The 25555-nt window shown below is 55.7% G+C and carries 25 protein-coding genes; 18 read left to right on the plus strand and 7 right to left on the minus strand.

Going from position 1 to position 25555, the window contains the following annotated elements:
• Positions 1 to 2: 2 nt before the first annotated feature.
• Genes PHC90_01675 through PHC90_01705 form a run of 7 tightly spaced genes read left to right on the plus strand, consistent with a single transcriptional unit; the run spans position 3 to position 5365 of the window.
• Positions 3 to 452 (plus strand): prepilin-type N-terminal cleavage/methylation domain-containing protein, encoded by a 450-nt coding sequence (locus PHC90_01675; GenBank protein MDD3845050.1) that lies wholly within the window; start codon positions 3 to 5, stop codon positions 450 to 452.
• A gap of 52 nt (positions 453 to 504) precedes the next feature.
• The gene (locus PHC90_01680) at positions 505 to 948 is read left to right on the plus strand and encodes a prepilin-type N-terminal cleavage/methylation domain-containing protein (GenBank protein ID MDD3845051.1); all 444 of its coding nucleotides are present in this window, start codon (positions 505 to 507) and stop codon (positions 946 to 948) included.
• A complete protein-coding gene (locus PHC90_01685; protein ID MDD3845052.1) occupies positions 935 to 1579 on the plus strand; it encodes a prepilin-type N-terminal cleavage/methylation domain-containing protein in 645 nt (214 codons plus the stop codon). The genes PHC90_01680 and PHC90_01685 overlap by 14 nt, the downstream gene beginning before the upstream one ends.
• Positions 1576 to 2553: a general secretion pathway protein GspK gene (locus PHC90_01690; GenBank protein ID MDD3845053.1), complete on the plus strand. Its 978-nt coding sequence runs from the start codon at positions 1576 to 1578 to the stop codon at positions 2551 to 2553. Before PHC90_01685 ends, PHC90_01690 begins: the two co-directional genes overlap by 4 nt.
• A complete protein-coding gene (locus PHC90_01695) occupies positions 2550 to 4112 on the plus strand; it encodes a PilN domain-containing protein (protein ID MDD3845054.1) in 1563 nt (520 codons plus the stop codon). The genes PHC90_01690 and PHC90_01695 overlap by 4 nt, the downstream gene beginning before the upstream one ends.
• Entirely contained in the window at positions 4096 to 4650 is a 555-nt protein-coding gene (gene gspM, locus PHC90_01700) for a type II secretion system protein GspM (protein ID MDD3845055.1), read from the plus strand. Before PHC90_01695 ends, gspM begins: the two co-directional genes overlap by 17 nt.
• A gap of 1 nt (position 4651) precedes the next feature.
• A complete protein-coding gene (locus PHC90_01705) occupies positions 4652 to 5365 on the plus strand; it encodes a hypothetical protein (GenBank protein MDD3845056.1) in 714 nt (237 codons plus the stop codon).
• Between the two features lie 33 nt (positions 5366 to 5398).
• Here the strand turns inward: PHC90_01705 and PHC90_01710 are convergent, their stop codons facing one another.
• Both PHC90_01710 and PHC90_01715 read right to left on the minus strand, forming a co-directional pair.
• The gene (locus PHC90_01710) at positions 5399 to 5779 is read right to left on the minus strand and encodes a response regulator (protein ID MDD3845057.1); all 381 of its coding nucleotides are present in this window, start codon (positions 5777 to 5779) and stop codon (positions 5399 to 5401) included.
• A 115-nt stretch (positions 5780 to 5894) separates the two neighbouring features.
• Entirely contained in the window at positions 5895 to 8012 is a 2118-nt protein-coding gene (locus PHC90_01715; GenBank protein MDD3845058.1) for a histidine kinase, read from the minus strand.
• Positions 8013 to 8524: 512 nt separating this feature from the next.
• Here PHC90_01715 and PHC90_01720 point away from each other — a divergent pair.
• The 4 genes from PHC90_01720 (at position 8525) to PHC90_01735 (ending at position 13000) form a co-directional block, all read left to right on the plus strand.
• Positions 8525 to 9193 carry an HAD family hydrolase gene (locus tag PHC90_01720; protein MDD3845059.1) on the plus strand — a complete coding sequence of 223 codons (669 nt, stop codon included), beginning with the start codon at positions 8525 to 8527 and terminating at the stop codon, positions 9191 to 9193.
• A gap of 90 nt (positions 9194 to 9283) precedes the next feature.
• Positions 9284 to 9961, plus strand: a complete 678-nt coding sequence (locus PHC90_01725) for a response regulator transcription factor (protein ID MDD3845060.1) — start codon at positions 9284 to 9286, stop codon at positions 9959 to 9961.
• Positions 9939 to 11360: an ATP-binding protein gene (locus PHC90_01730; protein MDD3845061.1), complete on the plus strand. Its 1422-nt coding sequence runs from the start codon at positions 9939 to 9941 to the stop codon at positions 11358 to 11360. Before PHC90_01725 ends, PHC90_01730 begins: the two co-directional genes overlap by 23 nt.
• A gap of 164 nt (positions 11361 to 11524) precedes the next feature.
• Complete coding sequence (locus PHC90_01735; GenBank protein ID MDD3845062.1) at positions 11525 to 13000, plus strand: DegQ family serine endoprotease; 1476 nt, start codon at positions 11525 to 11527, stop codon at positions 12998 to 13000.
• 81 nt (positions 13001 to 13081) lie between these two features.
• Here the strand turns inward: PHC90_01735 and PHC90_01740 are convergent, their stop codons facing one another.
• The 3 genes from PHC90_01740 to PHC90_01750 all read right to left on the minus strand — a co-directional run bounded on the left by PHC90_01740 (position 13082) and on the right by PHC90_01750 (position 14588).
• A complete protein-coding gene (locus tag PHC90_01740) occupies positions 13082 to 13498 on the minus strand; it encodes a hypothetical protein (GenBank protein ID MDD3845063.1) in 417 nt (138 codons plus the stop codon).
• Positions 13499 to 13591: 93 nt separating this feature from the next.
• Positions 13592 to 14266, minus strand: a complete 675-nt coding sequence (locus PHC90_01745; protein ID MDD3845064.1) for a lytic transglycosylase domain-containing protein — start codon at positions 14264 to 14266, stop codon at positions 13592 to 13594.
• The gene (locus PHC90_01750) at positions 14229 to 14588 is read right to left on the minus strand and encodes a hypothetical protein (protein ID MDD3845065.1); all 360 of its coding nucleotides are present in this window, start codon (positions 14586 to 14588) and stop codon (positions 14229 to 14231) included. Before PHC90_01750 ends, PHC90_01745 begins: the two co-directional genes overlap by 38 nt.
• A gap of 289 nt (positions 14589 to 14877) precedes the next feature.
• Between PHC90_01750 and PHC90_01755 the strand changes: the two genes are divergently transcribed.
• The 7 genes from PHC90_01755 (at position 14878) to ade (ending at position 22170) form a co-directional block, all read left to right on the plus strand.
• Positions 14878 to 15588 carry a hypothetical protein gene (locus tag PHC90_01755; protein MDD3845066.1) on the plus strand — a complete coding sequence of 237 codons (711 nt, stop codon included), beginning with the start codon at positions 14878 to 14880 and terminating at the stop codon, positions 15586 to 15588.
• A gap of 5 nt (positions 15589 to 15593) precedes the next feature.
• Positions 15594 to 16259, plus strand: coding sequence for a hypothetical protein (locus PHC90_01760; GenBank protein ID MDD3845067.1), 666 nt, complete (start codon positions 15594 to 15596; stop codon positions 16257 to 16259).
• Positions 16260 to 16267: 8 nt separating this feature from the next.
• Positions 16268 to 16690 (plus strand): helix-turn-helix domain-containing protein, encoded by a 423-nt coding sequence (locus PHC90_01765; GenBank protein MDD3845068.1) that lies wholly within the window; start codon positions 16268 to 16270, stop codon positions 16688 to 16690.
• 278 nt (positions 16691 to 16968) lie between these two features.
• Positions 16969 to 18360: a ParB/RepB/Spo0J family partition protein gene (locus PHC90_01770; protein ID MDD3845069.1), complete on the plus strand. Its 1392-nt coding sequence runs from the start codon at positions 16969 to 16971 to the stop codon at positions 18358 to 18360.
• Between the two features lie 30 nt (positions 18361 to 18390).
• Positions 18391 to 19860 (plus strand): cysteine--tRNA ligase, encoded by a 1470-nt coding sequence (gene cysS / locus PHC90_01775; GenBank protein MDD3845070.1) that lies wholly within the window; start codon positions 18391 to 18393, stop codon positions 19858 to 19860.
• A 13-nt stretch (positions 19861 to 19873) separates the two neighbouring features.
• Positions 19874 to 20425, plus strand: a complete 552-nt coding sequence (locus tag PHC90_01780) for a 2-oxoacid:acceptor oxidoreductase family protein (GenBank protein MDD3845071.1) — start codon at positions 19874 to 19876, stop codon at positions 20423 to 20425.
• A 122-nt stretch (positions 20426 to 20547) separates the two neighbouring features.
• The gene (gene ade / locus PHC90_01785; protein ID MDD3845072.1) at positions 20548 to 22170 is read left to right on the plus strand and encodes an adenine deaminase; all 1623 of its coding nucleotides are present in this window, start codon (positions 20548 to 20550) and stop codon (positions 22168 to 22170) included.
• On the opposite strand, the gene PHC90_01790 is transcribed toward ade, so the two are convergent.
• Both PHC90_01790 and PHC90_01795 read right to left on the minus strand, forming a co-directional pair.
• On the minus strand, positions 22167 to 23969 hold the full coding sequence (locus PHC90_01790) for a diguanylate cyclase (protein MDD3845073.1): 1803 nt from the start codon (positions 23967 to 23969) through the stop codon (positions 22167 to 22169). The two genes, ade and PHC90_01790, sit on opposite strands and share 4 nt — an antisense overlap.
• Positions 23970 to 23973: 4 nt before the next feature.
• Positions 23974 to 25389, minus strand: a complete 1416-nt coding sequence (locus PHC90_01795; protein ID MDD3845074.1) for an FAD-linked oxidase C-terminal domain-containing protein — start codon at positions 25387 to 25389, stop codon at positions 23974 to 23976.
• Between the last annotated feature and the right edge of the window lie 166 nt (positions 25390 to 25555).

Below are 25555 nucleotides of genomic sequence, written 5' to 3' on the forward strand. Positions count from 1 at the left end.
AGATGAACGGCAAGGGTTTTACGCTTCTCGAACTGGTTATAGTCATGGTCCTCATGGTGCTCTTCCTTGGCCTGTCGGGCGTGCATTTCGCAAATCACCTGCCCTCGGCGAAACTCGGTGCGACGGGTAGGGAACTCTCCGGCCTTATCCGCATGGCGCGTATCGAGGCGATGAACAAAAGGGAAGAACAGAGGGTGATCATCGACCTCAGTCGCAGGACCTACGGCATGGAGGGGAGAGCCGGGCGGGCCGTCCCGGAGGCCATCGCCATCAGTATCATAGACCCCGTAAGAGGCAGCTTCCACGGGGGGGAATACGAGATTATCGCCGACGCGTCGGGCTCGGTCGCGGCGTGCGAGATCATTCTCAGAAATGCGAAAAGGACACTCAGAATAGAGATCGATCCCGTCATCGGGGCCGTGGTGGTGAAAGGCGACGGAGAAAGAGACTGACGTTTCTTTTTTCTGCGTCATTCCGGCTTCAGGCCGGAATCCAGGAGGTGCGGTGAAGGCGAAGAATATGTCCGGGAAGAGAATGAGGAATGGACCTTACAGGTCTTCGCCCGGTTTTACACTCCTTGAGATCCTTGTGGCCATTGTCATTCTCGCCACGGTGGTCACTGTTGTCCTCCAACTCTTTTCGGCGAACCTCAAGACACTGTGGATGTCCGACGACTACCTTACAGCAACGGTGCTCGCGGATATCAGGATGAGGGAGGTACTCGAAGGCGGTCAGGTGAAGGAGGGCACGTCAAGCGAGACGAGGGAAGGATATGTGATGGATATAACCGTAACCGAGGCGCTCGGGGAGCGCACGAAGGATTTTCCCTGGAAGGTGCTTGAGGTGGTGCTGGATGTCTCCTGGCGGAAGGGGACGAAGAAGAGGTCGTTGTCTCTGAAGACCTACAAGACGGTCAAGAGAGAGGTGATCACGAATGAGAAGCTGTAAGAGCCGCCCTTTTCGGTCGGGGGGTTTCACGCTCCTGGAGCTTACGATCTCCATCGTCCTCGTCGCCATGATCGTCATCATTCTTGCCGCCTCAATGCGGGCCGGATACCGGTCTCTCGAGGGGGGCGAGCGGAAGGCCGAGTCGATGGAACGCCTCAGGGTTTCCATGAGGCTTATCGATTCCCAGTTGCAGTCCTGTCTTCCTCTGACTGTGAAGGAAGAAGAGAGTCTCAAGAAATCGGTGTTCATAGGCACAAGCGATTCGATGACCTTCGCGACAAACCGCTCTCTCTTCAGCGGCCGAAAGGGGTATGTCATCGCCTCATACAGGATCGAAAGGGACGAGAGAGGTAAACAGGTGCTCTATCTGAAGGAAAACACCATCGGCATGGAAAATTCAAGAGAATCAAGGCTTCTCGACGGTTTCGACGCCATCCGCTTCGAATACCTTGAGACCTCGAAGATAAAGGGCCTGGGAGGAGGCTGGTCGGATCAGATGGCAGATACCAGTGACCTCCCGCAAAAGGTAAAGCTCCATCTCGAACAGGGAGCGAGAAAGCTTTCTCTCACCATACCCCTGCGGACCAGGAAGCCTTCCCGGGAGGATTCTGAAGAAGGGGGAACGACATGAGGGAAGAGAGAATATTTCTCCACAAAGAAGGCGGTTTTGCCCTCATCCTGGTGCTCTGGGTGGTCATCGTCCTTATGGTCATTGCGATGTCCTTTTCCCTTCTCGCGAAGACCGAATCCAGGGCAGCCCTCTTCTTTCGCGATTCCCTGGCGGAGAGCTTCCTCGCGCAGGCGGGGCTGGAACGGGCTATTCTGGAGATATACTACCGGCAGGAGAACCTGAATAAAACGATCGTCCCCGAAAGCGGTGAGACTTTCAGGGTTGACGGCACGGTCATCGAGGGCGATATCGGCGATGACAGGTATGCCGTGAAGATCTTCAATGAGGCGGGCAGGATAAACCTCAATACCATGAACGACGAGAACAAGATCATCCTTGATAACCTCCTCGTCAATCTTGGCGTTCCGAAGGAGACGGCGGACACCATCGTTGATTCAGCCCTCGACTGGATGGACAATGATATCCTTCACCGCCTGAACGGTGCCGAGGACGACTACTATCAATCCCTTCCGAATCCCTACAAAGCGAAGAACGGGCCCTTTGATACGGTGGAGGAACTCCTTCTCGTGAAAGGCGTGACGCCGGATATCCTTTTTGGAACGAAGGAACAAAAGGCTCTCATCCGGTTCGTTACCGTCTATGGAGATGTATCGAGGATAAATGTCAACTTTGCACCGAAGGAGGTAATCATGGCTTTGCCCGGCGTATCGGAAGACCGGGCCGCAAAGGTTGTCGATGAAAGGAAACAGAAGGAATTTAAATCCCTCGACGATGTGCGAGCAATAATGGGAGGGCAGTACAGCAAGGCATCATCTTATATTGATACCACTGAATCCATCGGCTATGCCATCGACTCGACGGGTTACAGAAAAGGTGTCAGGGACGGCCATGGTATCCGGGCGGTAGTTCTCGTTCCAAAGGGAGGAACATACGAATATGTCTATTACAAGACCCCTGCGGAGACAACACGATGAAGATTGGACCCCTGATCCCCAGTCACCCTCTTGTCCTCAAAAGCCTTGTATCCTTGAGGACCGTCAGGGCGAGACTGGAACCCCTGTGCCTGAGGGTGTGGACGGTCTTGAACTGCAACCTGGTGGAAGGCATACTTCTGCCGGAGCGCTATCTGGCGATCTGTATAGAACGGGGCGGCATATCCGCAGCGGCGGGGGAGCGCTTTTTTAACCGCGGGCGGCTTACGGGATCCGTAAGGTATGCCTTTGAAGAGAGTGAATTTCCCACCCCCGGTGATCTTGTAACCGCCGTATCCCGTGCGATAAACGAACTGGGACACAGAGGCTCCCGGGTGCTGCTGGGTATTCCCAGAGAATGGGTTGTCATACGGACTGCGGGGTTGCCCTCAACTGTGAAAGAGAACATAGGGCCAGTTGTGGGTTACGAGATCGACAGACTTACCCCCCTCACAGCCTCCGATGCCATGTATGATTTCATCGTCGGCGCTGAAGTGGGCGAGACGCTTCCCATAGCCCTCATGGCCGTCAGAAAGGAAACGCTGAACCCTTACGTGGCGGCATTGGCGGAAAAAGGTTTCCCACCCGGCAGAATATCAACGCCCTCGGTGGGTATGACGCGGCTGTGCTGCCGCCTTGCCGGGGCCGAAACCGCTGTATCCCTTCACGTCGGCATGCGAGGATACGAAGGATGGTCCATTGAGAAAGGCAACCTGACGGGGAATTTCTACGGTTCCTTGGGCGAATATGGTGAGGAGGAAGACCCGCAAGGACGATACGACGAAGTGCGGGCCATCCTTCACACAGAGAGTGCCGCCGCCGGGTCGCCGCTTGTGTGCCTCCTTCCGGAGAACGGCTCCGGGGTCGGGGATATCCTGCCGGACACCCCCCACAGGGTGATCAAGGACAGCGAGATAATGTCCCTCTTCAAAACAAGCCCGGAGAGCGCTCCCCTTGCTCCCGCGGCTATGCTTTTCGAGGCCCTGTCGCCGGGCATGAGGACCTTCGACCTTGCGCGCGGTAATGCCGGCGGAAAAAGGAGGGCATCCCTGATCACCGCCCTCGTACTTGCTACGCTCCTTGTCATGATGGTGATCCCTTATGTGGTGGTGCCCATTGAGATTCAGAAACGCAGGATCGATGCCATCGAAGGGCAGATTAAGGCCCGCAGGAAGGACGTAATGGAGGTGGAAGGGCTGAGGAAACGGGTGGAAGCCTTACAGGGCGAGATCGACGAGATTGAAGATTTCAAGATAAAGAGACCTATGCTGCTCAACGTTCTCAAGGGGTTGACCTCACTCCTGCCAAAGGCGGCATGGCTCACAAGAACAAGAATCACGGAAGAGACCGTGGAGATCGAAGGTTATGCCGCTTCGGCAACGACCGTTCTCTCGCTGCTCGAGGAATCAGACCTCTTCAGGAAGGTCGAATTCGCCTCGCCCACAGTAAAGGACCACCGGCTCAATTCTGAGCGATTTGTCATCCGCATGGAATTGGAAGGATTCAGGAAGGAGGAGGCAAAAAAGGAAGGGACGGTGAAGAAAGATGAAGCAAGGAAATAGGCTTCTCATGTACGCAATCCCCGCGATCATCGTTCTCGCGGGTCTCACCGTTTACCAGTATGGTTTTGTGAATGCCCGCAGGGAAATGGTCTCTCTCGGGGAGACAAGCGCTGCACGGGAAAGGGCGCTTACGAAGTGCATGGAGATGATCGCCGAAAGGCCCCGGCTCGAAGAGAGGCTTGGTGCCTTGAAAGAGAAGAGAGAGGCTGCGGCATCGAAGATTATCGAGGCGCAGACGCTGACGCTGTGTGCGGCGGCTCTTCAGGAGACGGTCAAGGGCATAATCACGGGACGAGGCGGCTCCATTGCCAGCGAACGCGTTGAAAAGACGGAGAGATCAGGCACGTTCCAGGTTGTGAGCATCAGCATAGACGTGGCACTGCCCGACACAAGAGCGTTAAGCGATATCCTCTTCGGTATCGAAACTCATACACCCTACATCGTCGTACGGGAAGTGGACACGAGGGTGCGCAACTTCCGGAATCCCAGGGAACTCATGGTGAAACTGCGCCTCTCTTCGTTAGGGGGAGGGAGATGACATGGTGAAGGTATTGCGGTCCATCACGCGTAATGTGACTCTCCTCAATCTTCTATTGACGACTGCTCTGGTCCTGGCGAGTATCGGTATCATCTACCCGGCGATGAGTATGAACTATCGTCTCACGCTTCCCCGTATCGTACCGAAAGAGGCGGCACTGCAGGAAAATCCCGCCGAAGAGCGTTCGGCGCCCCTTCCCACCGATTATGCGGTCGTCAGTGAGATGAACCTCTTCCATCCCCAAAGGGTGATACCTATCGACACAAAGAAGGAACTGCCAAAACCGGAGCTCTTCCTCTGCGGCATAATCCGTTACGGGAAGGAACTTGTCGCCTTCGTCGAAGACAAGAAGAATCCGACGACATCTCCCGGCCGGGGAAAAAGACAGAGCGAACTGAGGAAGGGGACCGTTTACGCTGGTTATTCGGTGACAGACATAAACAAGGACAGCATTGTTCTCCAAAGGGGTGATCAGAGTGTGTCGGTGTACCTCGTGGATCCGGCGAAGCGTGGCGGCAAGAATGCTTCATCCGCTCCTGTCGGCGCGACCAGGCCTTCCGCCCCAAAAGCCCCTTCTTCTGTCTCTCACCCTCTTCCTGTGCCTCCGAGACCTTCGTCAGCGAAAGGGGCACCACCGGGCCTTCCTCCCTCAGGGGACGTCAAGGGTAAGGGTGTCGAGCCCTCTCGCGTGCCTCCCCATCGTAGAGACAGGTAATCCAGAAGTGGTATAAGAATTGGCGGGATGGTTCTAATCGCGGTGACAGGGCAAGGCTTTTTGAAGGGACTCACCCAGGCGGTCCGGGTCGACGGGCTTGAGGAGAAAGTCCAGGGCCCCTGACCCAGATGCCTGGGTGGCATAGTGGTCGTAGGCTGTAACGAAGACAACATGCGGCCGCTGTTCCAACTGCTCCAGCAGATCAAATCCGGACCCTCCAGGCATCTGGATATCCAGAAAAATGAGATCAACGGGCACTTCGTCCAGGATCTTCCGGGCCTCTGTTATGTTCCGGGCTTCTCCGACAACACTGACATAAGAGTGTTCTTTGAGGAGCCCTTTCAGGTTTGCCCTGGCAAGACGTTCATCGTCCACAATGAGGACCCTGATATGGGTTTTCAGATCCTTTTCCATAGTCTCTTGTCAATCTTGATTTTAATGCACCATTGCGGCAATGGGCAACCATTTTGTGAACACAGGACCGGGGAAAGAGGGAGCCCTGGGTGGCGGGAACGTCGGGGCAAGGCTATCACGCCTGAGGCCGTGTTTGCCTGGTGCCGGTATCTAACGGTACTCCAACGACGACGCGAACCAGTCCGTTGCCTTCTTCCGTCTGGAAGAGGTACTGATCGGCATAGATCAGGTTCAGGCGTTTGCGGAGATTATCGATACCCACTCCCTTCCTGACTCTTTCCCCATCTTCCGTCGATACCCAGTACCCCGTGTTGGTGATCTCTACGAGAAGGAGGTTATCATTGGTAAGCCAGCCTTCGATGGTTATTCTAAGCGGCAGGTCCGACGTTCTCGTCCCGTACTTGACGGCATTTTCCACAATAGGCTGAAGAATGAGTTCAGGCACCTGTACGTCCATGATCTGCGGAGGCAATTCTATGTTCACCTGCAGATCATCCTCAAAGCGGACTTTCTCGATGTTGAGATAGCTCTCTATGGTTCCCATTTCCTGGCGCAAGGGCACAAAACCGGATTCGCTGGAAGAAATGGTCGAACGCAGATAGCGGGAAAGCTGTTGAATGAGCTGGTCTGTCTGTCGCGCACTTATTCGGGCGAGGGCGCTCAGGGAATTGAGGACGTTGAAAAGAAAGTGGGGATTGATCTGGTACCGAAGGGCCTCCAGCTTTGCCTGGACGGATCGAAGCTCTGCTTCCTCGGCCCGGAGGCGCTCTCTCTCGATCTCCTTTTGTTCCGTAATATCATCGAGGATACCCTGGATTCGGAGTATCTTTCCCTGTTCGTCCTTGTCAGCTCTGGCATAAATGGATCCGGTCCTTTGAAGCCCATCCCGCCGCCGAAAAACGATTTCGAAGCCTCTGGCTGTTCCCCGTGTATAAAGCAGTTCCAGCAGTCGGCCGCGCTTGGAGGAGGAGTAATGATGGGATACATTCCTGCCAATGACTTCCGCGGGAGAGCCGTAGCCTATGATGGTTGCAAAGGCCGGGTTGGCATTCAATATGACGCCCTCCGGATCGGTGACGAATATCCCTTCCACCGCGTTCTCGAAAAGTCCCCGGTATAAACGCTCCGCCTTCTCCAGAGCAGTCCGGCTTTCCCGGAGACTCTGGGTCATAGCGTTAAGGCCCCGGGCAAGTTGGGAGATCTCGTCGGTGCCGCTTGTATCCAGCTTCTTGTCGAGAAGCCCGGATTCAATGTCCCGGACGAAGATCATACATTTCTCCAGCCTTCTCAGGAGGGGGTTGGCCATCGTGAAAACGGCGTAGGTGATAACAAGGAGCATGACAACGAGTGTGACCAGGGTGATCTTGCCCATTGTCTGAATAGGGGCGAGAACAGCCCGCAGGGGCCTTTCGATCACAAACAGAAATTCGGGGTCCGAGGTCTTCAGAAATGCTGCCAGACGGGGACCTGATTTTGAGGGATAGCTGACGACGCCGCTGCGGCTTGCCATGAATTCGGGCAGATCGGGAATGTCCGGCCGCATGTATGGTTTGGATCGTATGATGTTGGGAATAGACCATCCCTCGGGCAGGGTCGTCTCCATCCAGGGGTCATAGAAATAGGCCTTTCCCCCGTGTATGGTTTCCTGGGGTGTGAGAAAATAATCATTGAGTTGATCGAGGTCCAGGATGGCGCGGATCACGGCCACAACCCTGCCTTCCTGTTTGACGGGAACGCTGACCGCTATATTGGGCCGCCCCGTGCCGTGGCTGAAAAGCACCTGTGAAATCGTTGTTTTTCCCGCAACTGCCGTTCTGAAATCAGGGCGTGTGGCGACGACCTGGCGCATGGGGGAGTATCCAATGCGGTCGGGATAGGAGGACGCAATGCACCAGGCGTCCCGGTCAATAAGATTGATGGACTGATAGACAGAAGTTTTCTTGACAATGTCCAGAAAGGTCAGATTGGCCTCCTGAATGAGGGCCTTGTTCCCGGGAGATCTGACAATGTGATGGACCAGTCGTGATTCGGCGAGAAGCTCCATGTCGGTTTTGAACCTGTCGAGACCTATCTGGCTTTGCTTGGCGATGAGGGCCACCGTCTGTTCCATTTGCCTCTTTGCGGTTGACTCAAGGTGCCGTCTTGCGGATAGGTAAGTGATGACCGAGGATAAAAAGACGCTGACAACGATCATCACCGCGACAACAACGAGAAGTTTGGTACGAAAGTTCATCTGCCCCCTTCTTTCTCAGGTGGAATATTCCCTGCCCTTTCGAAGAATCGTGTGCCCTTTTCCCATATGGACAAATCCTACGGCACGATCCTGTTCCTCGGATCCGCTATGTAACCGAGAAGACACATAGAGGGACGAACCAACCAAATTGCGTGATAAGGACGATGGAGGATCTCACCGTTAAGATGATCCTATTCTCATCTGTCCCCTGAGCCCGTGATCTGTCCGGCGTTCTCCACCGTAAGTCCGTGGCCGGACACAACACCGGATGTCCCGCCGGAGATGATGCCTCCCAGGAACCCGCCCGCGAGTTCCCTATGAGCTCTATCTTCATGTGTTGCCGCTCGCCGAACCCGTCGGGATTTCCCGGAGTGCCGGGAACTGCCGCCATTAAGTGTTTCAATGCTCCGCTGTTTTATGGTTTAACTAGATATTATTGTTATTGTCTCACCGCACCGTCGGGTCTTTTCCGATGACGCGGGAAGGGTTAGACAAAAAGCGGAGGAAGCACCATGGGGTTCGAGGGAGTTATTTTTGACCTCGATGGAACGCTGGTCAATTCACTGGAGGATATAGCCGATTCCATGAACAACGTCCTGAGAGGACATGGTTTTCCGACGCGCTGTCTCGAGGAGTACAAGCTCTTCGTCGGCCGGGGGATGAAAAACCTTGTTGTAAGGGCGCTGCCGGAAAATGCGCGTGATGAAGCCCGGGTCTCCATGTGCCGCGATTCAATGCTGGAGGAATACGGCAAGAATTATGTGAACAAGACACGACCCTATGAGGGGATAGCGGATCTCCTTGACGAGCTTGATCGGCGCAAGATGAAAACCGCTGTCTTTTCCAACAAGATCGATCATCTGACGAAAAAGATGGTGGTGTCACTGTTTCCTGGCCGGCGATTCTCCGCAGTAATCGGGGCCGGCGCCGGGATGCCGGAGAAACCGGACCCGAAAGGTGTTTTGTCGATAAGCCGTCACCTGGGGATCGAGCCCGAAGGTCTGATATATGTGGGCGATTCCGATGTTGACATGGAGACCGCACGCAATGCCGGAATGTTCCCGGCAGGGGCCCTCTGGGGTTTCCGGACGAAAGAGGAATTGGTCTCTCACGGTGCGGGATGCGTGCTCAGGCACCCCCTTGACCTGCTTCGGACCATAAACGGCGAAAACGGAGCATGATCTGGCAGGGCAATTGACGAAAATCCTCTGTCTGTGCAAGGATAAGGAAGAGCCCATCTATTCGGGCCGGCTCTACAGGAAGGCGGGGCGTTGAGGATACTGGTTATTGAAGACGATGAAAAGATCGCGTCATTCATTATAAAAGGAATGAAGGCCGCGGGTTGCGCCGTCGATCATGTCACCGATGGCAGGGAAGGCCTCGGGCTGGCGATGACGGAACCTTACGATTCAGCCATCGTCGACATCATGCTCCCCGGCCTTGACGGTCTGTCCGTGGTGGAGGAGATACGCAAGGCCAAGGTGGCTACGCCCGTTATCATCCTCAGCGCAAGGGGTTCGGTGGAAGACCGGGTGAAGGGCCTGCAGACGGGGGCGGACGATTATCTCACCAAGCCTTTCGCCTTCACCGAGCTTCTGGCGAGGGTGCAGGCGCTGGTGCGCCGCTCCACGGGGGTGACGGAGCCGATGAGGCTTGCCGTGGGAGACCTTTCGGTGAACCTCATAAACAGGGAGGTGAAGAGGGCCGACAGGGACATCGATCTCCAGCCTATGGAATTTTCCCTCCTTGAGTACCTCATGCGCAACGCGGGCAGGGTGGTCTCGAAGACCATGATAATGGAGCATGTCTGGAACTACGATTTCGATCCCCAGACGAATGTGGTGGAGGCCCGGATATGCAGGCTCCGGGACAAGATCGACAGGGATTTTCCCGGCAAGCTCATCCACACGGTGCGGGGGGTAGGCTATGTCCTCAGGGAAAGCCCGTAAATTCCGCAACACGCTGGCCTTCAGATTGACGCTCTGGTACGCGGGGATCTTTGCCGTTTCCTCCTTTGTCGCCTTTCTTCTTTTTTACATGCTCGTCACGTCCGTCGTACGCGGCAGGATGGACCAGGAACTCATGAGCCAGGCCCGGCGCTATGTGGTGCTTGCATCGACGGAAGGCCTCGAAGAGGCGAGGAAGGCCGCAGTCGTGGAATCCCAGGCGGCCGGCGTGAGAAAGGTCTTTTTCCGCATGCTCTATTCCGATGGTGTAGCGTTTTCTTCGTCGAACATGTCCTACTGGAAGGATATCGGCATTCATCTGAGCGCTATCCGGCAGTTGGTCGAGGGGGCCGACCATGTCTTTGAAACGATGGACCTGCCTGAGCGCGGGGACGAGGTCCGTATCCTCTATGTGATGCTCGGCCCGGGCATTATCCTCCAGATCGGTGAGGCCGTGGAGGAGTCGTCAAGGTTTCTGGAGGCCTTCAGGCGCATCTTCATCGTGACCATGGCTTTTCTCATCATTCTTGCCGCCGGTATCGGCTGGTTCATGGCGAGAAGGGCGGTATCGGGAGTGGAAGCCGTGACGCGTACAGCGAGGGAGATATCTGCCGGTACGCTGGGTCAGAGGGTGCCCGTCAAGAGGCGCGGGGACGAGATCGACCAGCTTGCCGTGACCTTCAACGAGATGCTGGACCGCATCGAAGTGCTGGTCAAGGAGATGAGGGAGATGAGCGACAATATCGCCCATGATCTGAAGAGCCCCATCACGCGGATACGGGGCGCCGCGGAGGTGACGCTCGGCACCTCGGGAACTATGGAGGAGTTCGAGAACATGGCGGCAAGCACCATCGAGGAGTGCGACCGTCTTTTGGATACCATTAATACCATGCTCATGATCTCAAGGACTGAGTCCGGAGTGGACCGGCCACCCCAGGAAAGGATAAACGCGGCGGAACTCGTGCGCGAGGCATGTGATCTTTATGAACCAGCCGCTTCCGACAAGGGCCTCATTCTCACCTGCGAGATCGAAGAGGGTGTCTATGTCGCAGGAGATAAGAGGATGATCCGGAGGATGATTGCGAACCTTATCGACAACGCCATCAAGTACACCGCCTCCGGAGGAACCGTCGATGTCCGTCTTTTCCACGACGTTGCGGACCGGGTCTCACTCACGGTGAGTGACAGCGGCACGGGCATCTCTCCGGAAGACCTTCCCCGCATCTTCGACAGGTTTTACCGCGGTGACAGGAGCCGCTCGGAAACGGGCCTCGGCCTCGGCCTCAGTCTTGCGAGGGCCATAGCCCGTGCCCACGGCGGAGACATCACCGTGACAAGCGCTCCCGACAAAGGCAGCACCTTCACCGTCACCCTCCCCAACAGAACCGTTTCAGGCGGCTAAACGTTAAAGGTTCTTGTTTTTCCCGATTACCCATGGCCTATGACCCATAATCCCCGTTCATTACCAATTTGTAATCTTCCCGTCATGTCCTGATGAACTTTGCGATGTAGACTGCACTATCGGCACAGCAGCACCTGGCAAATATATACATCAAGGAGATCTATATGGAACGAAGACGGGTAATCAGGGCTGTCGTTGTTACACTGGTGACCATTGCGCTCACGGTGGGGCTTGGCTACGGGGTCTCGAAGGCCGTCAAGGGCACGGATCCAGCACCGGCTGTTTCGAAGAGCGCCGGGGGGGTGCCCGTCATGGTACCCGGCAATTTCACGACGCTTGCTGAGAAGGTTCGGCCCAGCGTGGTGAATATTCAGACCGTCAAGACACTCAAGGGAAACGGACGGGTCTTTCGCCATTTTTTCGGGAATCCCTTTGGCGGACAGAATCCTTTTGAAGAGTTTTTCGGTCCCCGGGGAGGGAACGGCTCCCCCGAGGACTTCCGGCAGAAGAGCCTTGGCTCCGGGTTCATAATCGACGGGGACGGGTATATCGCGACCAATAATCACGTCGTGGAAGGGGCCAACGAGATAAAGGTGAAGCTCGCCGACGGCAGGGAGTTTGATGCAAGCGTCGTCGGCAGAGACCCCAAGACGGACCTTGCCCTCATAAGGATCAAAGGCGCTTCAAACCTGATGCCCATAAACATGGGCAATTCCGACGAACTGAAAGTAGGCAGCTGGGTTGTCGCCATAGGCAGTCCCTTCGGCCTTGAACAGACCGTAACTGCCGGCATCGTCAGCGCAAAAGGAAGGATCATCGGTTCCGGTCCATATGACAACTTCATTCAAACGGATGCCTCCATAAATCCGGGGAACAGCGGTGGCCCTCTCATCAATATGAACGGGGAAGTTATCGGCATCAACACGGCGATCGTCGCTTCAGGACAGGGAATAGGCTTTGCGATTCCCATAGATACAGCCAAAAGCGTGATAGCCCAGTTGAAAGGAAGCGGGAGTGTCACCCGCGGCTGGCTCGGTGTAAGCATTCAGGAGATCACCCCGGCGCTTGCTTCCTCCTTCGGCCTGAAAGACAGGAAGGGAGCCCTTGTTGCCGACGTGGTGAAAGACGGACCTGCCGACAAGGCGGGGATAGCCCAGGGGGATGTGATCGTCGAATTTGACGGGAAAGAGATCGCCAGCTCCAACGATCTCCCGCGGATCGTTGCCGCAACCCCGGTGGGCAAGGATGTGGCGGTAAAACTGCTCCGCAACGGCACAACGGCGGGCAGGACCGTGAAGATAGCACGCATGGAAGACACCGTCGCGGAGGCGGCAGAGAAAGTCACCGGCGGGAACAAGGTGGGGATAACCGTTCAGGGAATCACGCCCGAGGTTGCGAGAGCCCTTCAACTGAAGAATCGGAAAGGCGTGGTGGTCGCTTCCGTTGAACCGGGGAGCCCGGCGGAAGAGGCTGGTATTGTCCGTGGCGATGTGATCCGCGAAGTGAACAGGGCCGCCGTAAAGGATGTGGAGAGCTTTGTTCGGAAGATGGAGCAGGAGAGCCAGCAGAAGAACGTTCTTTTTCTCATCAGCAGAAAGGCGAGCAATATATATGTTGTTGTAAAACTCGACAAGAATTGAAACGCCCCTTTCAAATGATGTCAGGTTGTCGGGATACGGCGTGATCCCGGCAGCCTGGCATCTCTCTTTCGGAAACGCTCGTCAGTTGCACAATTCGTTTACGCAGCAATAGACCTCTGCGATCAGTGCGATGGCGCTGCTGCTTTCGGTGTAACCGTTGTCGGCGGTTTTGACCTGTCCCCTGACGGTCCAGGTTTCATTCCCGTTATCGGTGGCATAAGTGCTCACCCCCGCAATGGGAACGATGGTAGTTGATGTTCCTCCCAGCATACGCACGGGCGTCACAAATATCTTCGCCGTCATCCCGGGATCGCATGAAGGTTTCTGGAGGACCGTACCGCTATAGTGCACGCCCTTGTATTGCAGCACGGCGCCGCCGCTTTCGGATAGGGGCGGCACGATGTAGACGGCCTCCGCGCAAGCCCGTTGTCCCACCCCCGCAAGACCGGGAATGGCAAGAAGTAACAGTGTTCCGAAGAGAAATGCTTGCTGTCCCACGTTTAACCGTGCCGCATTTCTCACCAGGTTCCGGACAATGTGTCGCTTTGCACGAATAGTGGAATGTTTCAGGATGGTCCCTCCTCTATCAGGTCATTTCAAAAGGTTAGATAAGACGCTGGCCTTGAATGCGACGGCGCTTTCAATGACCTTGTCGGCGTACCGGTCGTCTCTTGCCCCGAGGTATTTGTACAGGGCGCGGCGCAGATCGTTGTTTGACTGGCGCATGTAGAGACGGAGAATTCCCGTCCCGATGGCCAGGTTCCTGTGAAGGTCGTGCGCCTCCTCGGGTGAGGAGAAATACCGCTTCCACGTGGGCCAGTGCACCTGCATGAGGCCCCGCGCATTCCTGTTGCTTATGGCCGCCGGGTTGAAGCCGCTTTCGACGTGTACGATGCCCATGAGTACGGAGAGGAAATTGAGCCGGTGCTCCTCGGAGGAGAACCGGTATCTCTCCCAGTGAACGTGATCTACCAGAGCTTTGGCGACGATGAGGGATGTCCCTTCTTTTTGCCGCCTGTTCATCTTGCGGATGTGCCGGAGGGCATGCTGAAAATCTCGGTACTTGTCGGGGTTACGGTCTTTCATTGCCTGGATCTCAGACCGGAGTCTTTCCATTCCTTCGTTGTGGTTCCCGGCGGGTCCGCAGAACCCGCGGGCGCTGGGGTACGCGAGGAAGGCGACGAAAAGAAGGAAGGCGAGCATGGCCCTTCTTGCCTGTGATCCGTCCTCAGCCGCGATTGTCAGGCCTCCAGGGTGTCGGATCATTGGGGAAGCTGCCGTATTCGGCTTCCATCGTGTTGTATGTGCGCTCGTATAGGTCTTCGAGATCCAGAGGCGGTCTGACATTCCCATCGAGAGTGCAGCGGTAGAGCGTAAGGAGCATGGAGACGCAATCCCGCGTCCCCGCGTCGACATTGGGATCGAATTTGAACCAGACCAGTTCCATCGCGTCCTGAAAGGCGGGTGCATTGGTGCTAGCGGCAAGCTGTTTCAAAGCTTTCTGTATCATTGATCGCGGAAGGACTATTTCGAAGTCTTCAGATCTCCTGGCCACAAAGGTTTCCGATATTCCGCTCTGGTTCATCATCTCGCTCCGTTCGAGTCCTAAGGATATAAATAGCAGGAAAGCGGAAGTCACACTTCCAGAGTGCGAGATCTCGGGGTCACGGACAGGGGCAGAATTCCGCCTCTGGCCCGGGATATCCTGAACCCGGTCGTTTGGAAAAGCGAAAGGGCCATTTCGGGGCATTTGGTATTGACAATTCAGCTTCAAATGTATTTGATAGATTTCCTAAGTAATTTCCAGCAAAGTAATTTCACCGTAAATAATCCTTATTTGATGCTTTACATATCTTGTTCCTCAGGGGGGTATTGCCGTGGACAGGCAAGACGGAAGGGTTTCGGATCATGGGGTATTCTTTGTGGCGGGCATCTTCATGTTCGGTCTTCTTGCCTACTGTGCATCCCGAAGCGCCGTGGTTGTCCACAGGGTCGAACTGCCTCTTCTTCGCGAGCAGGCCAGGATCTATAGTCGTTTCCCGCTCGGCCGGGACCATGAGATGGAACTGCGCAGGATCGAGAACATCCTCAGGATCGTCGACGGGGAGATCGCAAGGCGGGGCAACTATGCCAGGATCAAAGCGGCGGTTCTCAGAAAGGCGATGATCAACGCCTCAGGCAGGACCGCAAAGACGACGCTCATTCTAACGTGCATAATCCTGTGTTCAATGGGATCGTTTATCCTGATCCAGGCCGTCAGGGTGCACCGCCGCCTCTATGACAGCCGGGAGAATGTGCGTGTCTCGAGACGAAGAGGGGTCGAGGGCTTTCTCGGGGTAGCGGGGAGGCATCTTAAGCCTGGTATGGAGGCCCGCCTTCGGGAAGCGCCGACCCCGGAGAACCTGGCCGAGGCCTTCGGTGTCGTCCGGATGAAGGTGAACATACCCTGCTCGGTCGTTGCACGGTTGTTTCCCCCGGAGACAAAGGAACGTATGGCCCTCCTGGGATATGGAAAGGTCGGGGTCATCTTCGCCGACGAAGGAATGAGGGACGAGGCCTGTCGGAAAAAGAAAGGGAAGGAGATTTAAAAACAATGGGTATCGAACATGAAGGATCCGCAGTGATACACGCCGGAGAGCGCACTCAGGCAATGGCTTCATATGCCAGGGCCTTCTTCAGGTCCATAGACTTCGACGAGTTTGGCCGCATGGTAGAGGACGCCAGGTCATCCGGTCAACAATGGCTTGTGGAAAGGCTATATTCAAAGAAAGTCATCGACAACGTCGTCAAGACCATCCTCGGCAGGATCGACAAAGGACGTTTTGTGGGAGATCAATTGAATGACTACGTTCATGACGCGGCGGTTGTTCTGATGCAGATAGCCCGGCAGGAAAAGTTCGATCTGACGAAATCCGCCGGAGAGATCGCGTCCTACGCCTGTCTCTGGATAGAGCAAAGGGTCAAGAGAATGGCCAGAAAGGATCAGCGTTGGCGGTTCTCACTTTCGGAAACGGCAGATGACATTGAGGATTCCGCTGGAAATGTCACTGCCGAGGAAGCATGCCTGACAGGATGGAATCCTGGATGGCCCGGGGAATGCTGCCCACCGGATCCAGGCACGGAGGGCGGACATATCGCCGGACCGTGGCAGAAGGCCGGTGTTTCTGACGTTCGGAATCGGGCGGCCACCAGGAGCGCACGAAAAAGCGAACGCAATGTGCTTTCCATTTTCGGTTCGTCAAGATCGGGCGAGAGGTGACGCAGGAGGTGACAGACGAGGCGGTGGAAAGGGAAGCCAGGATGTGCGATCCCAGGGCAACGGCCATGCTCCTATCGTATGTGGATTCCTATATGGCGGGGCTCGGCCCCTATGTAAGCTCCGTCTTTTTCGTTCTTCTCTTGAGATCTGCCACAGGAGGAAAAAAGGGGGGATTTATGAGAAGCGGGGGCCTGTCCATCAATGAGATCGCAGATGCCGCGGGGATATCGAAAAGAAAAGTCATCGACGCGCTCAAGGTGCTCAGGGGCCTGTGGATGATCGTACAACGCAATGGAAAGGGAAGGGGAAACAAGAACCATTACTATTTTCTTCCCGTGGAGAGATGGTCCCGTCCGGGAGACGGTTGCAGGCGGGAAGGACCATGTGCGATGGAGGCACAGGCGTCGGGAACCGATATTCTTAAGGGGTGAACCCGGACATCGCCAAACCGGCCTTTTTAAAGTGCATCCTGCGCACCTTATTGAATCGACGAAACTACAATGCATCGTGTGATGGCGACAATCCGCACGGGATAGGTCATTGCTGACCCGTGCCCGAATTGTACAGGGGGGATGTGCTTGGTCATCAAGGGTAATACCAGGAATTACGGGGCATTACGGAAGGCAGGGCTGCAAATTGGGTGCACGTCATGAACATCATGGTGGGTTCATGGGGACAAATCAATATGTATACATGATGGAGGAGATGCATGGAGATAGGAGATATCGTCGTAGGCAAACGCCACAGAAAGGAACTTGGAGATATGGAGGACCTGAAACGCTCCATATCGGAATTGGGGCTTCTCCAGCCAATTGTGATAAGGAAGGGGACAAAGGAGCTTGTCGCCGGCTATCGCAGACTGAAGGTACTTCTGGAACTGGGCATAACCACGCTCGCGGAGGGTACCCATGTTCATATTGTCGATATAGACAGCCTGGCGCACGGTGAACATGACGAGAATATTTGCAGAAAGGACTTTACCATATCGGAAAAAGTGGCCATCTTTGAAACGGTCAAAGAAGAGCAACTGAGGCTGGGTATTGAAAGGCAGATAATTGCCGGGGGCCGGGGGCAGAGCAATTCAATCGCCGCGGGTTGCTTCGGCGTCTGCAGTGGGGGACGCATAAACGCTCCAGGGACAGGGGATAAGCGAGGTGGCCAGGCCCGGTCCCATGCGGCGAAGGCGGTTGGACTCCATCAGAACACGCTGAGAAAAGCCACGGAGATCGTGGCCGCCGCCAGGAAGGAACCGCAGCGGTATGCTCATCTTGTCAGAGAGATGGACCTTACGGGAAAGGTTGAGCCCGTCTTTCAGAGATACATCCAGGAGAGGTCGAGGGCATCGGCAGGCAGCAATAAGCTCTGTCCTTCCCTCTCCCGCCTGCTTTCCGACCCGGAAAGCCCGGTCCCGGATTTCCTCTGCAGTGCCATGGCGCACATTCCCCCGGATCGCCAGGAGGATCTTACGAGGCGCTTTGCAGGCATCTTTCACCTTGTAAAGCGCGGCGATCTCGATCGAGGGATGAAAAACAGTTCGTGCAGCCGCGGAGCTGTGAGGTCTTCGGAAGATGAGATCTTTCGGGTGCTTCGTGACACGCTTGAAAAGACGGAGACTGCGTCGCAGGAATGGGTCTTCATGCCACAGGTGAGACAGATAGCCTCTGCCGTCATGGGTGTTGCCCAGGCCCAGGGAACCTCGACAACACTTGATAAGCTGGATTTTTTTATGATCGGCCTTGCCGGATTTGTCGATATGGCCTGCAACTATCTCCAGGTCGCCAGGAAGGACGGCATCCTACGGGAGCTTCCGCTGGACGTGCTTGAAAAATACCTTGCGGTGATCGATGCTTTTGAGATGCTGTACGAAAGCAAGCTTCCCCGGCAGGTAGGGGCCTTGCGGATGAGGGAGTGGGATCTTCGCCCCGGTGAAATGCCCGATACGAGGACCGTGAGGGACCATGCCAACGCAATGAAGGCAAACGAAATGATAACCGATGCGGCGGAAGGGGGGATTCCCTACTATCGCAGCGAAATAGCGAGCTTCATACAGAACCTCCGCGACGGTGCCGAGAACCTGAGGCTGGCGCATCGGGCCCGTTGATTCAATTGCTTTGACAACGCCGCGACAGCTGTGGTAAAAATTACGGTCAACACTATGGCCCTGAAGGTTTACAATACGATATCAGGCAAGAAAGAGGACTTTACCCCCGTGACGGAAGGGAAAGTCAAGCTCTACGTTTGCGGCGTTACCGTATATGATCACTGCCACATCGGCCACGCAAGGAGCGCCATCGTTTTCGATACCATATACCGGTATCTGCGCTCGAAAGACTACGACACCACCTATGTGCGGAACTTTACCGATATCGATGACAAGATAATCAGGAAGTCTCACGCCGAGAACATACCCTGGCAGGAAGTGGGCGAGACGTACATCCGGTCCTTCTATGAAGACATGGATGCCCTGGGGGTGCTCCACCCGGATCACGAGCCTCGTGCCACCGAGCATATCGGCGACATGATCGCCCTTGTGGAAACCCTGATAAAAAAAGGCCACGCCTACAACATCGATGGCGATGTCTACTTTTCGGTTGACAGTTTCCGCAATTACGGGCAGCTCTCCAGGCGGCCTCTCGATGAAATGGTAGCTGGAGCCAGGGTCGAGGTGGACGAGAAAAAGAAGAACCCTCTTGATTTCGCGCTTTGGAAGGCCTCCAAAGAGGGTGAGCCCTTCTGGGACGCCTCCTTCGGGGCGGGCAGGCCCGGCTGGCACATAGAGTGTTCCGTTATGAGCACCCTTTATCTCGGGAATCCTTTTGATATTCATGGCGGCGGAAAAGACCTTGTCTTCCCCCATCACGAAAACGAAAAAGCACAGACCGAGGCGGCCACGGGAGAGAAATTCGTCAATTACTGGGTCCATAATGGATTCGTCAATATCGACCGCGAAAAGATGTCGAAATCCATTGGCAATACGCTGCTCATCAAGGACTTCCTCAAGGAATACCATCCCGAGGTCCTTCGCCTTTTCTACCTGTCCAACCACTACCGCAGTCCCGTCGATTACAGCGGGCAGTCCATCGAGGATGTCAACACCGCCCTCCACAGGCTCTATTATACGAGGGAACGGGCCCTTGAAGCGCAAAAGGGCAAGACATTCAAACCGCGAGCCTATCGTCAGGCCGGGGAGATCGCCAGAAAGTTCACCGAGGCCATGGACGATGATTTCAATACCGCCCTTGCCCTTTCGTATATATTCGAGCTTTCTAAAGAGATCAACAGGATGGTCGATGAAAAAGACGAGAGCGCAACGGCTCTCATTTCTTCCGCGGAGGCCGTCTATGAATCGCTTGCCGGCACCCTGGGGCTTCTGGAAGATGATCTGGGATCCCTTGAATCCCGGGGAAAGGTTCGGCATCTTGCCCGCATGGGGCTTGACGCCTCATTTGTCGAAGGTGCCATCAACGATCGCATTGAGGCAAGGAAGAACAGGGACTTTCAAAAGGCCGACGAGATCAGGAATATGCTTGTAGAGAAAGGTATCATGCTCCTTGACACACCCAAAGGCACACAGTGGCGGATAAAAACTTCAGTTTCTTGAAAGGAGATAAATCATGTTAGAGGTCAGATTTCATGGAAGGGGCGGGCAGGGAGCAGTTACGTCCGCTGAGCTCATTGCCCAGGCTGCGATCAAACAGGGGATGCGTGCGCAGGCTTTCCCGAGCTTCGGTCCCGAGCGCCGCGGCGCCCCGGTACAGGCTTTTCTGCGCGTATCCGACAAGCCGATCAGGCTGAGGTCGAAGGTCTACAAGCCGGACAGCGTGCTCATCCTCGACCCCACGCTCATCGCTTCCGCAAACCCGACGGCGGGCCTCAAAAAAGGCGGCTACATTGTCATCAATTCCAACAAATCCCCGGAAGAGCTGAAGAAGACATTTCCCGGGCAGAACATCATCAGCGTCGATGCGTCGAAGATCGCCAAGGAAGAGCTCGGTGTTCCCATAACGAATACGACCATGCTCGGCGCCCTGGTAAAGGCGACGGGGGTGGTGGAATTGAGCACCCTTGAAGAGCCGGTCCGCAACCGCTTTGGTGCCAACGGGCAGAAGAACATCAATGCCTACACCAGGGCATTCAACGAAGCAACGGTCATAGAAGCAGAATGATAGAAACGGATAATAACCAATAACCAAATACCAATGACCAAAGGAAACACCTTTATTGTTTGCCGTCTTTTGTTTGGTTATTGGAGTTTGGTTATTGGTTATTTGGAATTTTGGGTCTTTTCATGAAGACCATCTCCGGCAATATCGTCGATCTCCACAACGAAACCATCTTCCCGGGTGTCATTCATATCGAGAACGGCATCATAGCCGGTATCGACCGGGAGCGTTACTGGTATGATTCCTATATCCTTCCCGGTTTTGTGGATTCACATGTTCATATCGAGAGTTCCATGCTTACGCCAGCCGGTTTTGCCCGTCTTGCCGTTGTTCATGGTACCGTAGCCGCGGTGTCCGATCCCCATGAGATAGCTAATGTCCTGGGGGTTCGGGGTGTGCGCTACATGATGGAGGACGCTTCAGGCATACCCTTCACGTTCGCTTTCGGCGCGCCTTCCTGTGTTCCCGCGAGTCCCTTTGAGACATCGGGCGCCTCGATGGGCCTCATCGAAACGGAGGCTCTCCTTGGCGAGAGGAGTGTCGGATATCTCAGCGAGATGATGAACTTCCCCGGTGTCATAAACGGAGACCCCGAAGTGCTGGCGAAGATCGAGTCGGCAAAAAGAAGGGGAAAGCCGATAGACGGGCATGCACCGGGTCTGCGGGGCGAAGGTTTGCGAAGATATATTGCGGCTGGCATATCCACGGACCACGAGTCTTTTGAGCTCGAAGAGGCGCGGGAAAAGATCTCCCTGGGCATGAAGATCCTTATCCGTGAAGGTTCGGCCGCAAGAAATTTCGACACCCTCTACCCGCTCATCGCTGAATATCCCGATCGCTGCATGTTCTGCACTGATGACGAGCACCCCGATTCTCTCGTGAAGGGGCACATCAACACGTTGGCCGCCAGAGCCCTCAAGAGAGGGACGGACGTCATGAAGGTTTTGAGGTGCGCCTGTCTCAACCCTGTCGTTCACTATGGCCTCGATGTCGGTCTGCTGAGACCTTCCGACCCCGCCGATATGATCGTGGTCGATAGCCTTGACGACCTTAACGTGCTGAGGACCGTTGTGCGCGGTGAAACCGTTGCCGAAAACGGCGAGAGCCGCATCACGCACCGCGCCGCCGCCCCGGTCAATGTGTTTCGGGCGACTGCCAGGAAGCCGGAGGATTTTCGCGTTCTCAAGAGATCCGACGCCATCCGTGTCATCGGGGTGATCGAGGGTCAGGTTGTGACCGATGCCCATATCGAGGCCCCGGCTGCGGCAGGCGGTCAGGCGGTCAGCGATATCGGCAGAGACATACTCAAGATGGCCGTGGTGAACCGTTATGCCGATGAACCTCCCGCTGTCGCGTTCGTGAGGGGATTCAATCTGAAAAAGGGGGCCATGGCCTCATCCATCGCCCACGATTCCCACAACATCGTCGCCGTGGGCGTCAACGACGAAATGCTCTGCGACGCCGTGAACCTTGTCATTGAAAAGAAAGGCGGTATTTCCCTTGTCTCTGAGGACATGAAGATGGTCCTGCCCCTTCCCGTGGCGGGACTCATGTCCAATGAAGACGGCTACGGCGTCGCCGAGAGGTACAGCCGCCTGACCCTGCTTGCCCGGGACCTGGGCACAACGCTGGAGGCTCCCTTCATGACGCTCTCTTTCATGGCCCTTGTGGTGATTCCCAGGCTGAAACTGAGCGACAGAGGACTCTTTGACGGGGAGAGGTTTGCTTTTACGGAACTGTTTTTCTAGGCCACCATCGTGACAAACTGTTTTACGAGGTCGGGATCGAACTGGCTGCCGGCGCATCTCTGCAATTCCTGGAGAGCCTGCTCTTTCGACATGGCCTTGCGGTGGGGCCGCCCGCCGGTCATTGATTCGAAGGCGTCTGCTATGGCCATGATCCTGCTTTCGAGGGGGATCTCCTCGCCGGTGATACCCAGGGGATAACCATTGCCGTTCCACCATTCGTGATGTTTCAGAATGTAGTCCGCTATGTGGGCAAGGTTCGCCGCAGACTGGGCGATGCGGTGGCCGATATCGCAGTGTTTGTGCATCTCCAGAAGTTCTTCCGCGGTGAGACTGCCCGCCTTCAGGAGAATGCGGTCGTGGATGCTGATGTTCCCGATGTCATGGAACTGCGCAAGAAGAGCAAGGTCCTTCAGGCGCTTTTCGGGCAGGCCTACGGCGCCCCCCATGACGGTTACCAGTTGTCTCAAGCGTTTTACGGACTGCCTTGTTATGATGCCCTTGGACTCGATGGTGTTCAGAAGATTCTTCACTATGACATTGCGCGCCTGCTGACTGCCGAAGATCTTTTCCTTGTACATGGCGTTGTCCGCTTCCCTGTATAGTTCCGCCATGCTCTGGCCGGGGGAGGTGCGTATGGAGAATCCCGTCGAGATGCCCAGGGGAAGGTGGGAGTTCTTCCTGTTATAGTCGATGACACCGGTCTTGATCCTGGCACAGATTTCTTCGACCTTCGACCTGGGGCTGTTCGGCAAAAGGATGGCGAACTCGTCTCCTCCGACGCGTGCAACTACGTCGCTCTCACGGAAGGATCGTCTGATGACCTGCGAGGCCAGGGCGAGAAGCTCGTCGCCCTTGTCGTGGCCCAGCGTGTCGTTGATCAGCTTCAGGCCATCGATGTCGCACATGATGAGTCCGACGATCTCGAGCCGGTTGTTATCGAGGCGATGCATCTCTTCCTCGAAATAGGCCCGGTTGTAGAGATTCGTCAGGGGATCGTGAAGGCTGAGGTATTTGAGTTTCTCTTCCGTCTTCTTGAGGTCCGTGATCTCTTTCGACACGACGGCAACGAATTTGACCTGCCCGGTGCGTCCTTCGACAACGGGGCTCAGCGTGCGCAGCATGCAGCGCTGTTCATCTTTGCCGCTCCTGTGTTCATAGCGATGGGATGCGGCCGTCTCGAAGACCTTGTCGACGTAGCCCGCAAACTCTGCGGTGTCCTCGGTGTCATGGAAGTCGCCGTAGTGCTTGCCGATGATGTTCGCCTCCGTCACACATAGCCTCGCAAGGACCCGTTTGTTTACAAAAAGGTATGTGCCCTCGCGGTCCATCATATAGATGGAGTCATCTGCTGATTCGATGAGGGAACGGTATTTCTCTTCGCTGCTGATCACTTTTTTCCTGGCCCGCATAAGATCGCTGATGTCCACGAAAGATATGGCCATGAGGGTCGTGCCGGGCAGCGGGCTGCGGAAGATCTGGACATCTTTGATTGAGCCGTTCCGGGTGGCCAGTTTGAACGCGTGGGTATGTGCCGAAGTGGAGGCGCTGTGATCGATGAATTCCCGGTACTGCTTCATCTTCGTAAGATCGCCATTGACGATGATCTCAGACCACTTTTTCTTGCCTGCCACATCGGACGGATCATAGCCTGAAAGCTCCAGGAACCGCGTGTTTGCGTACGCAATGGTTCCATCGCTTTCGGCAATAACGGTAGCGATTCCCAGGGATTCGAAAAGAACCCGATGGAGTTTGCTGTCTTCCGCTGTTGTTTTCACCATGTTGTCTGCAGTGCCATCCATTATATCAATCGTGTACAAGTTTTTCCATCACTATTGAGTCCTTAAATATCTTGCCGGGATTCAGGATCCCCGCAGGATCAAAGGCGGCCTTGACACGCCTCATGAGCGGCAATGCCTCCCCCTCTATCTGCATGGGGAGATAGTCCATGACGGTAAGGCCTACGCCGTGTTCTCCTGTAAGAGATCCCCCCATGGAGATTGTTTCCCTGTATATCAGTTCAAGAAGGTTGTACGCCTCTTCCAACTCCGCAAAGTTTCTGCGCCGATGGAGGATGGTGACGTGGAGGTTGCCGTCCCCGGCATGGCCGTATGTCGCTATCTTTATGGCGTCGCTGTGTTTGAGCTCTCCCGTAAACCTGACGAGAAAAGGGAGGTTGTACCGGGGGACGACAACGTCTGCCTCGAGGTGGTCCTTGCCAAGTGCCTTGAGCGAGGGGAGCACCTCCCTGCGGTAGGTCCAGAAACGCTCTGCCTCCGCCTCGTCCTTCGTCAGGCGGGCGTCGGTCACGCCCGCGGATCGCAGACAGAGCCGTGCTATCTCCAGCGCCTGCGCCTCAACCTCCTCTTCGCCATGGCCGTCCGTCTCGATGAGTACCAGCGCGGCGGCGTCCCTGGGCAGGGGGGCGCCGAGATGGTCGGCGACCGTGTTGATGGCGATATTGTCCATCAGTTCTATGGCGCAGGGAACGATACCGGACCGGAAAACGGCGACGATAAGATCTGCGGCGTCCCGCAGGTCGTTGAGATACGCAATGACAGTGCGTCGCACCCGGGGCCTCATGAGAAGCCGCAGCGTGATCTTCGTTATAACCGCCAGCGTCCCTTCGGAACCGACGATGAGTGAGATAAGGTCGTACCCGGCAACATTCTTCACCGTTTTTCCGCCGAGGGTTATCACCTCGCCCGAAGGCAGGACGGCTTCGAGACCCCGGACGTAGTCCCTGGTGACGCCATACTTCACCGCCCTTGTGTAGCCGGCGTTCTCGGCAACGTTGCCGCCAAGGGTGCTGTCAACGGTGCTTGACGGGTCGGGAGGAAAGAAAAGGCCCCGGCCGTTGAGTTCGATCTGAAGGTCGTTGGATACGACACCGGGCTCAACAACAGCGAACATGTTCGCCTCGTCGATCTCGAGGATGCGGTTCAAATGTGCAAAGAGAAGAACGACACCACCCCGGACCGGCAAGGCACCCCCGGAGAGACCCGTCCTTCCTCCCTGGGGCGTCACGGGAACCCGGTGGAGGCAGGCACATTTCATGATGCGCGAGACATCTTCGGTGCTTTCGGGGAGGAGAGCGACCTGCGGCATATACTGCCGTTCCGTTGCATCGTATGAAAAGTGGGAAAGGCTCTCCCGGTCAAGGACGATCTGGCTGTCCCCGAGAAACCGCCTTATCTCCCCCAGGAACTCCTGCAAAGACATGATGGTCAATTATATCCGCTGTGTCCTTTACGGGGCAAGAGAATAAAGACCCTGGCATGCGAGTCCACAGAGACAGGGTGTTGAAGGAGGCTGCGGCACGGTGCAGGATACTCATCCATTTGAGCACCCGGTAAGACAGTTTAGTACCAATCTGGTTTCGCCACAA

It is taken from the genome of Syntrophorhabdaceae bacterium (genome assembly GCA_028698615.1).
Classification (GTDB): domain Bacteria; phylum Desulfobacterota; class Syntrophorhabdia; order Syntrophorhabdales; family Syntrophorhabdaceae; genus Delta-02.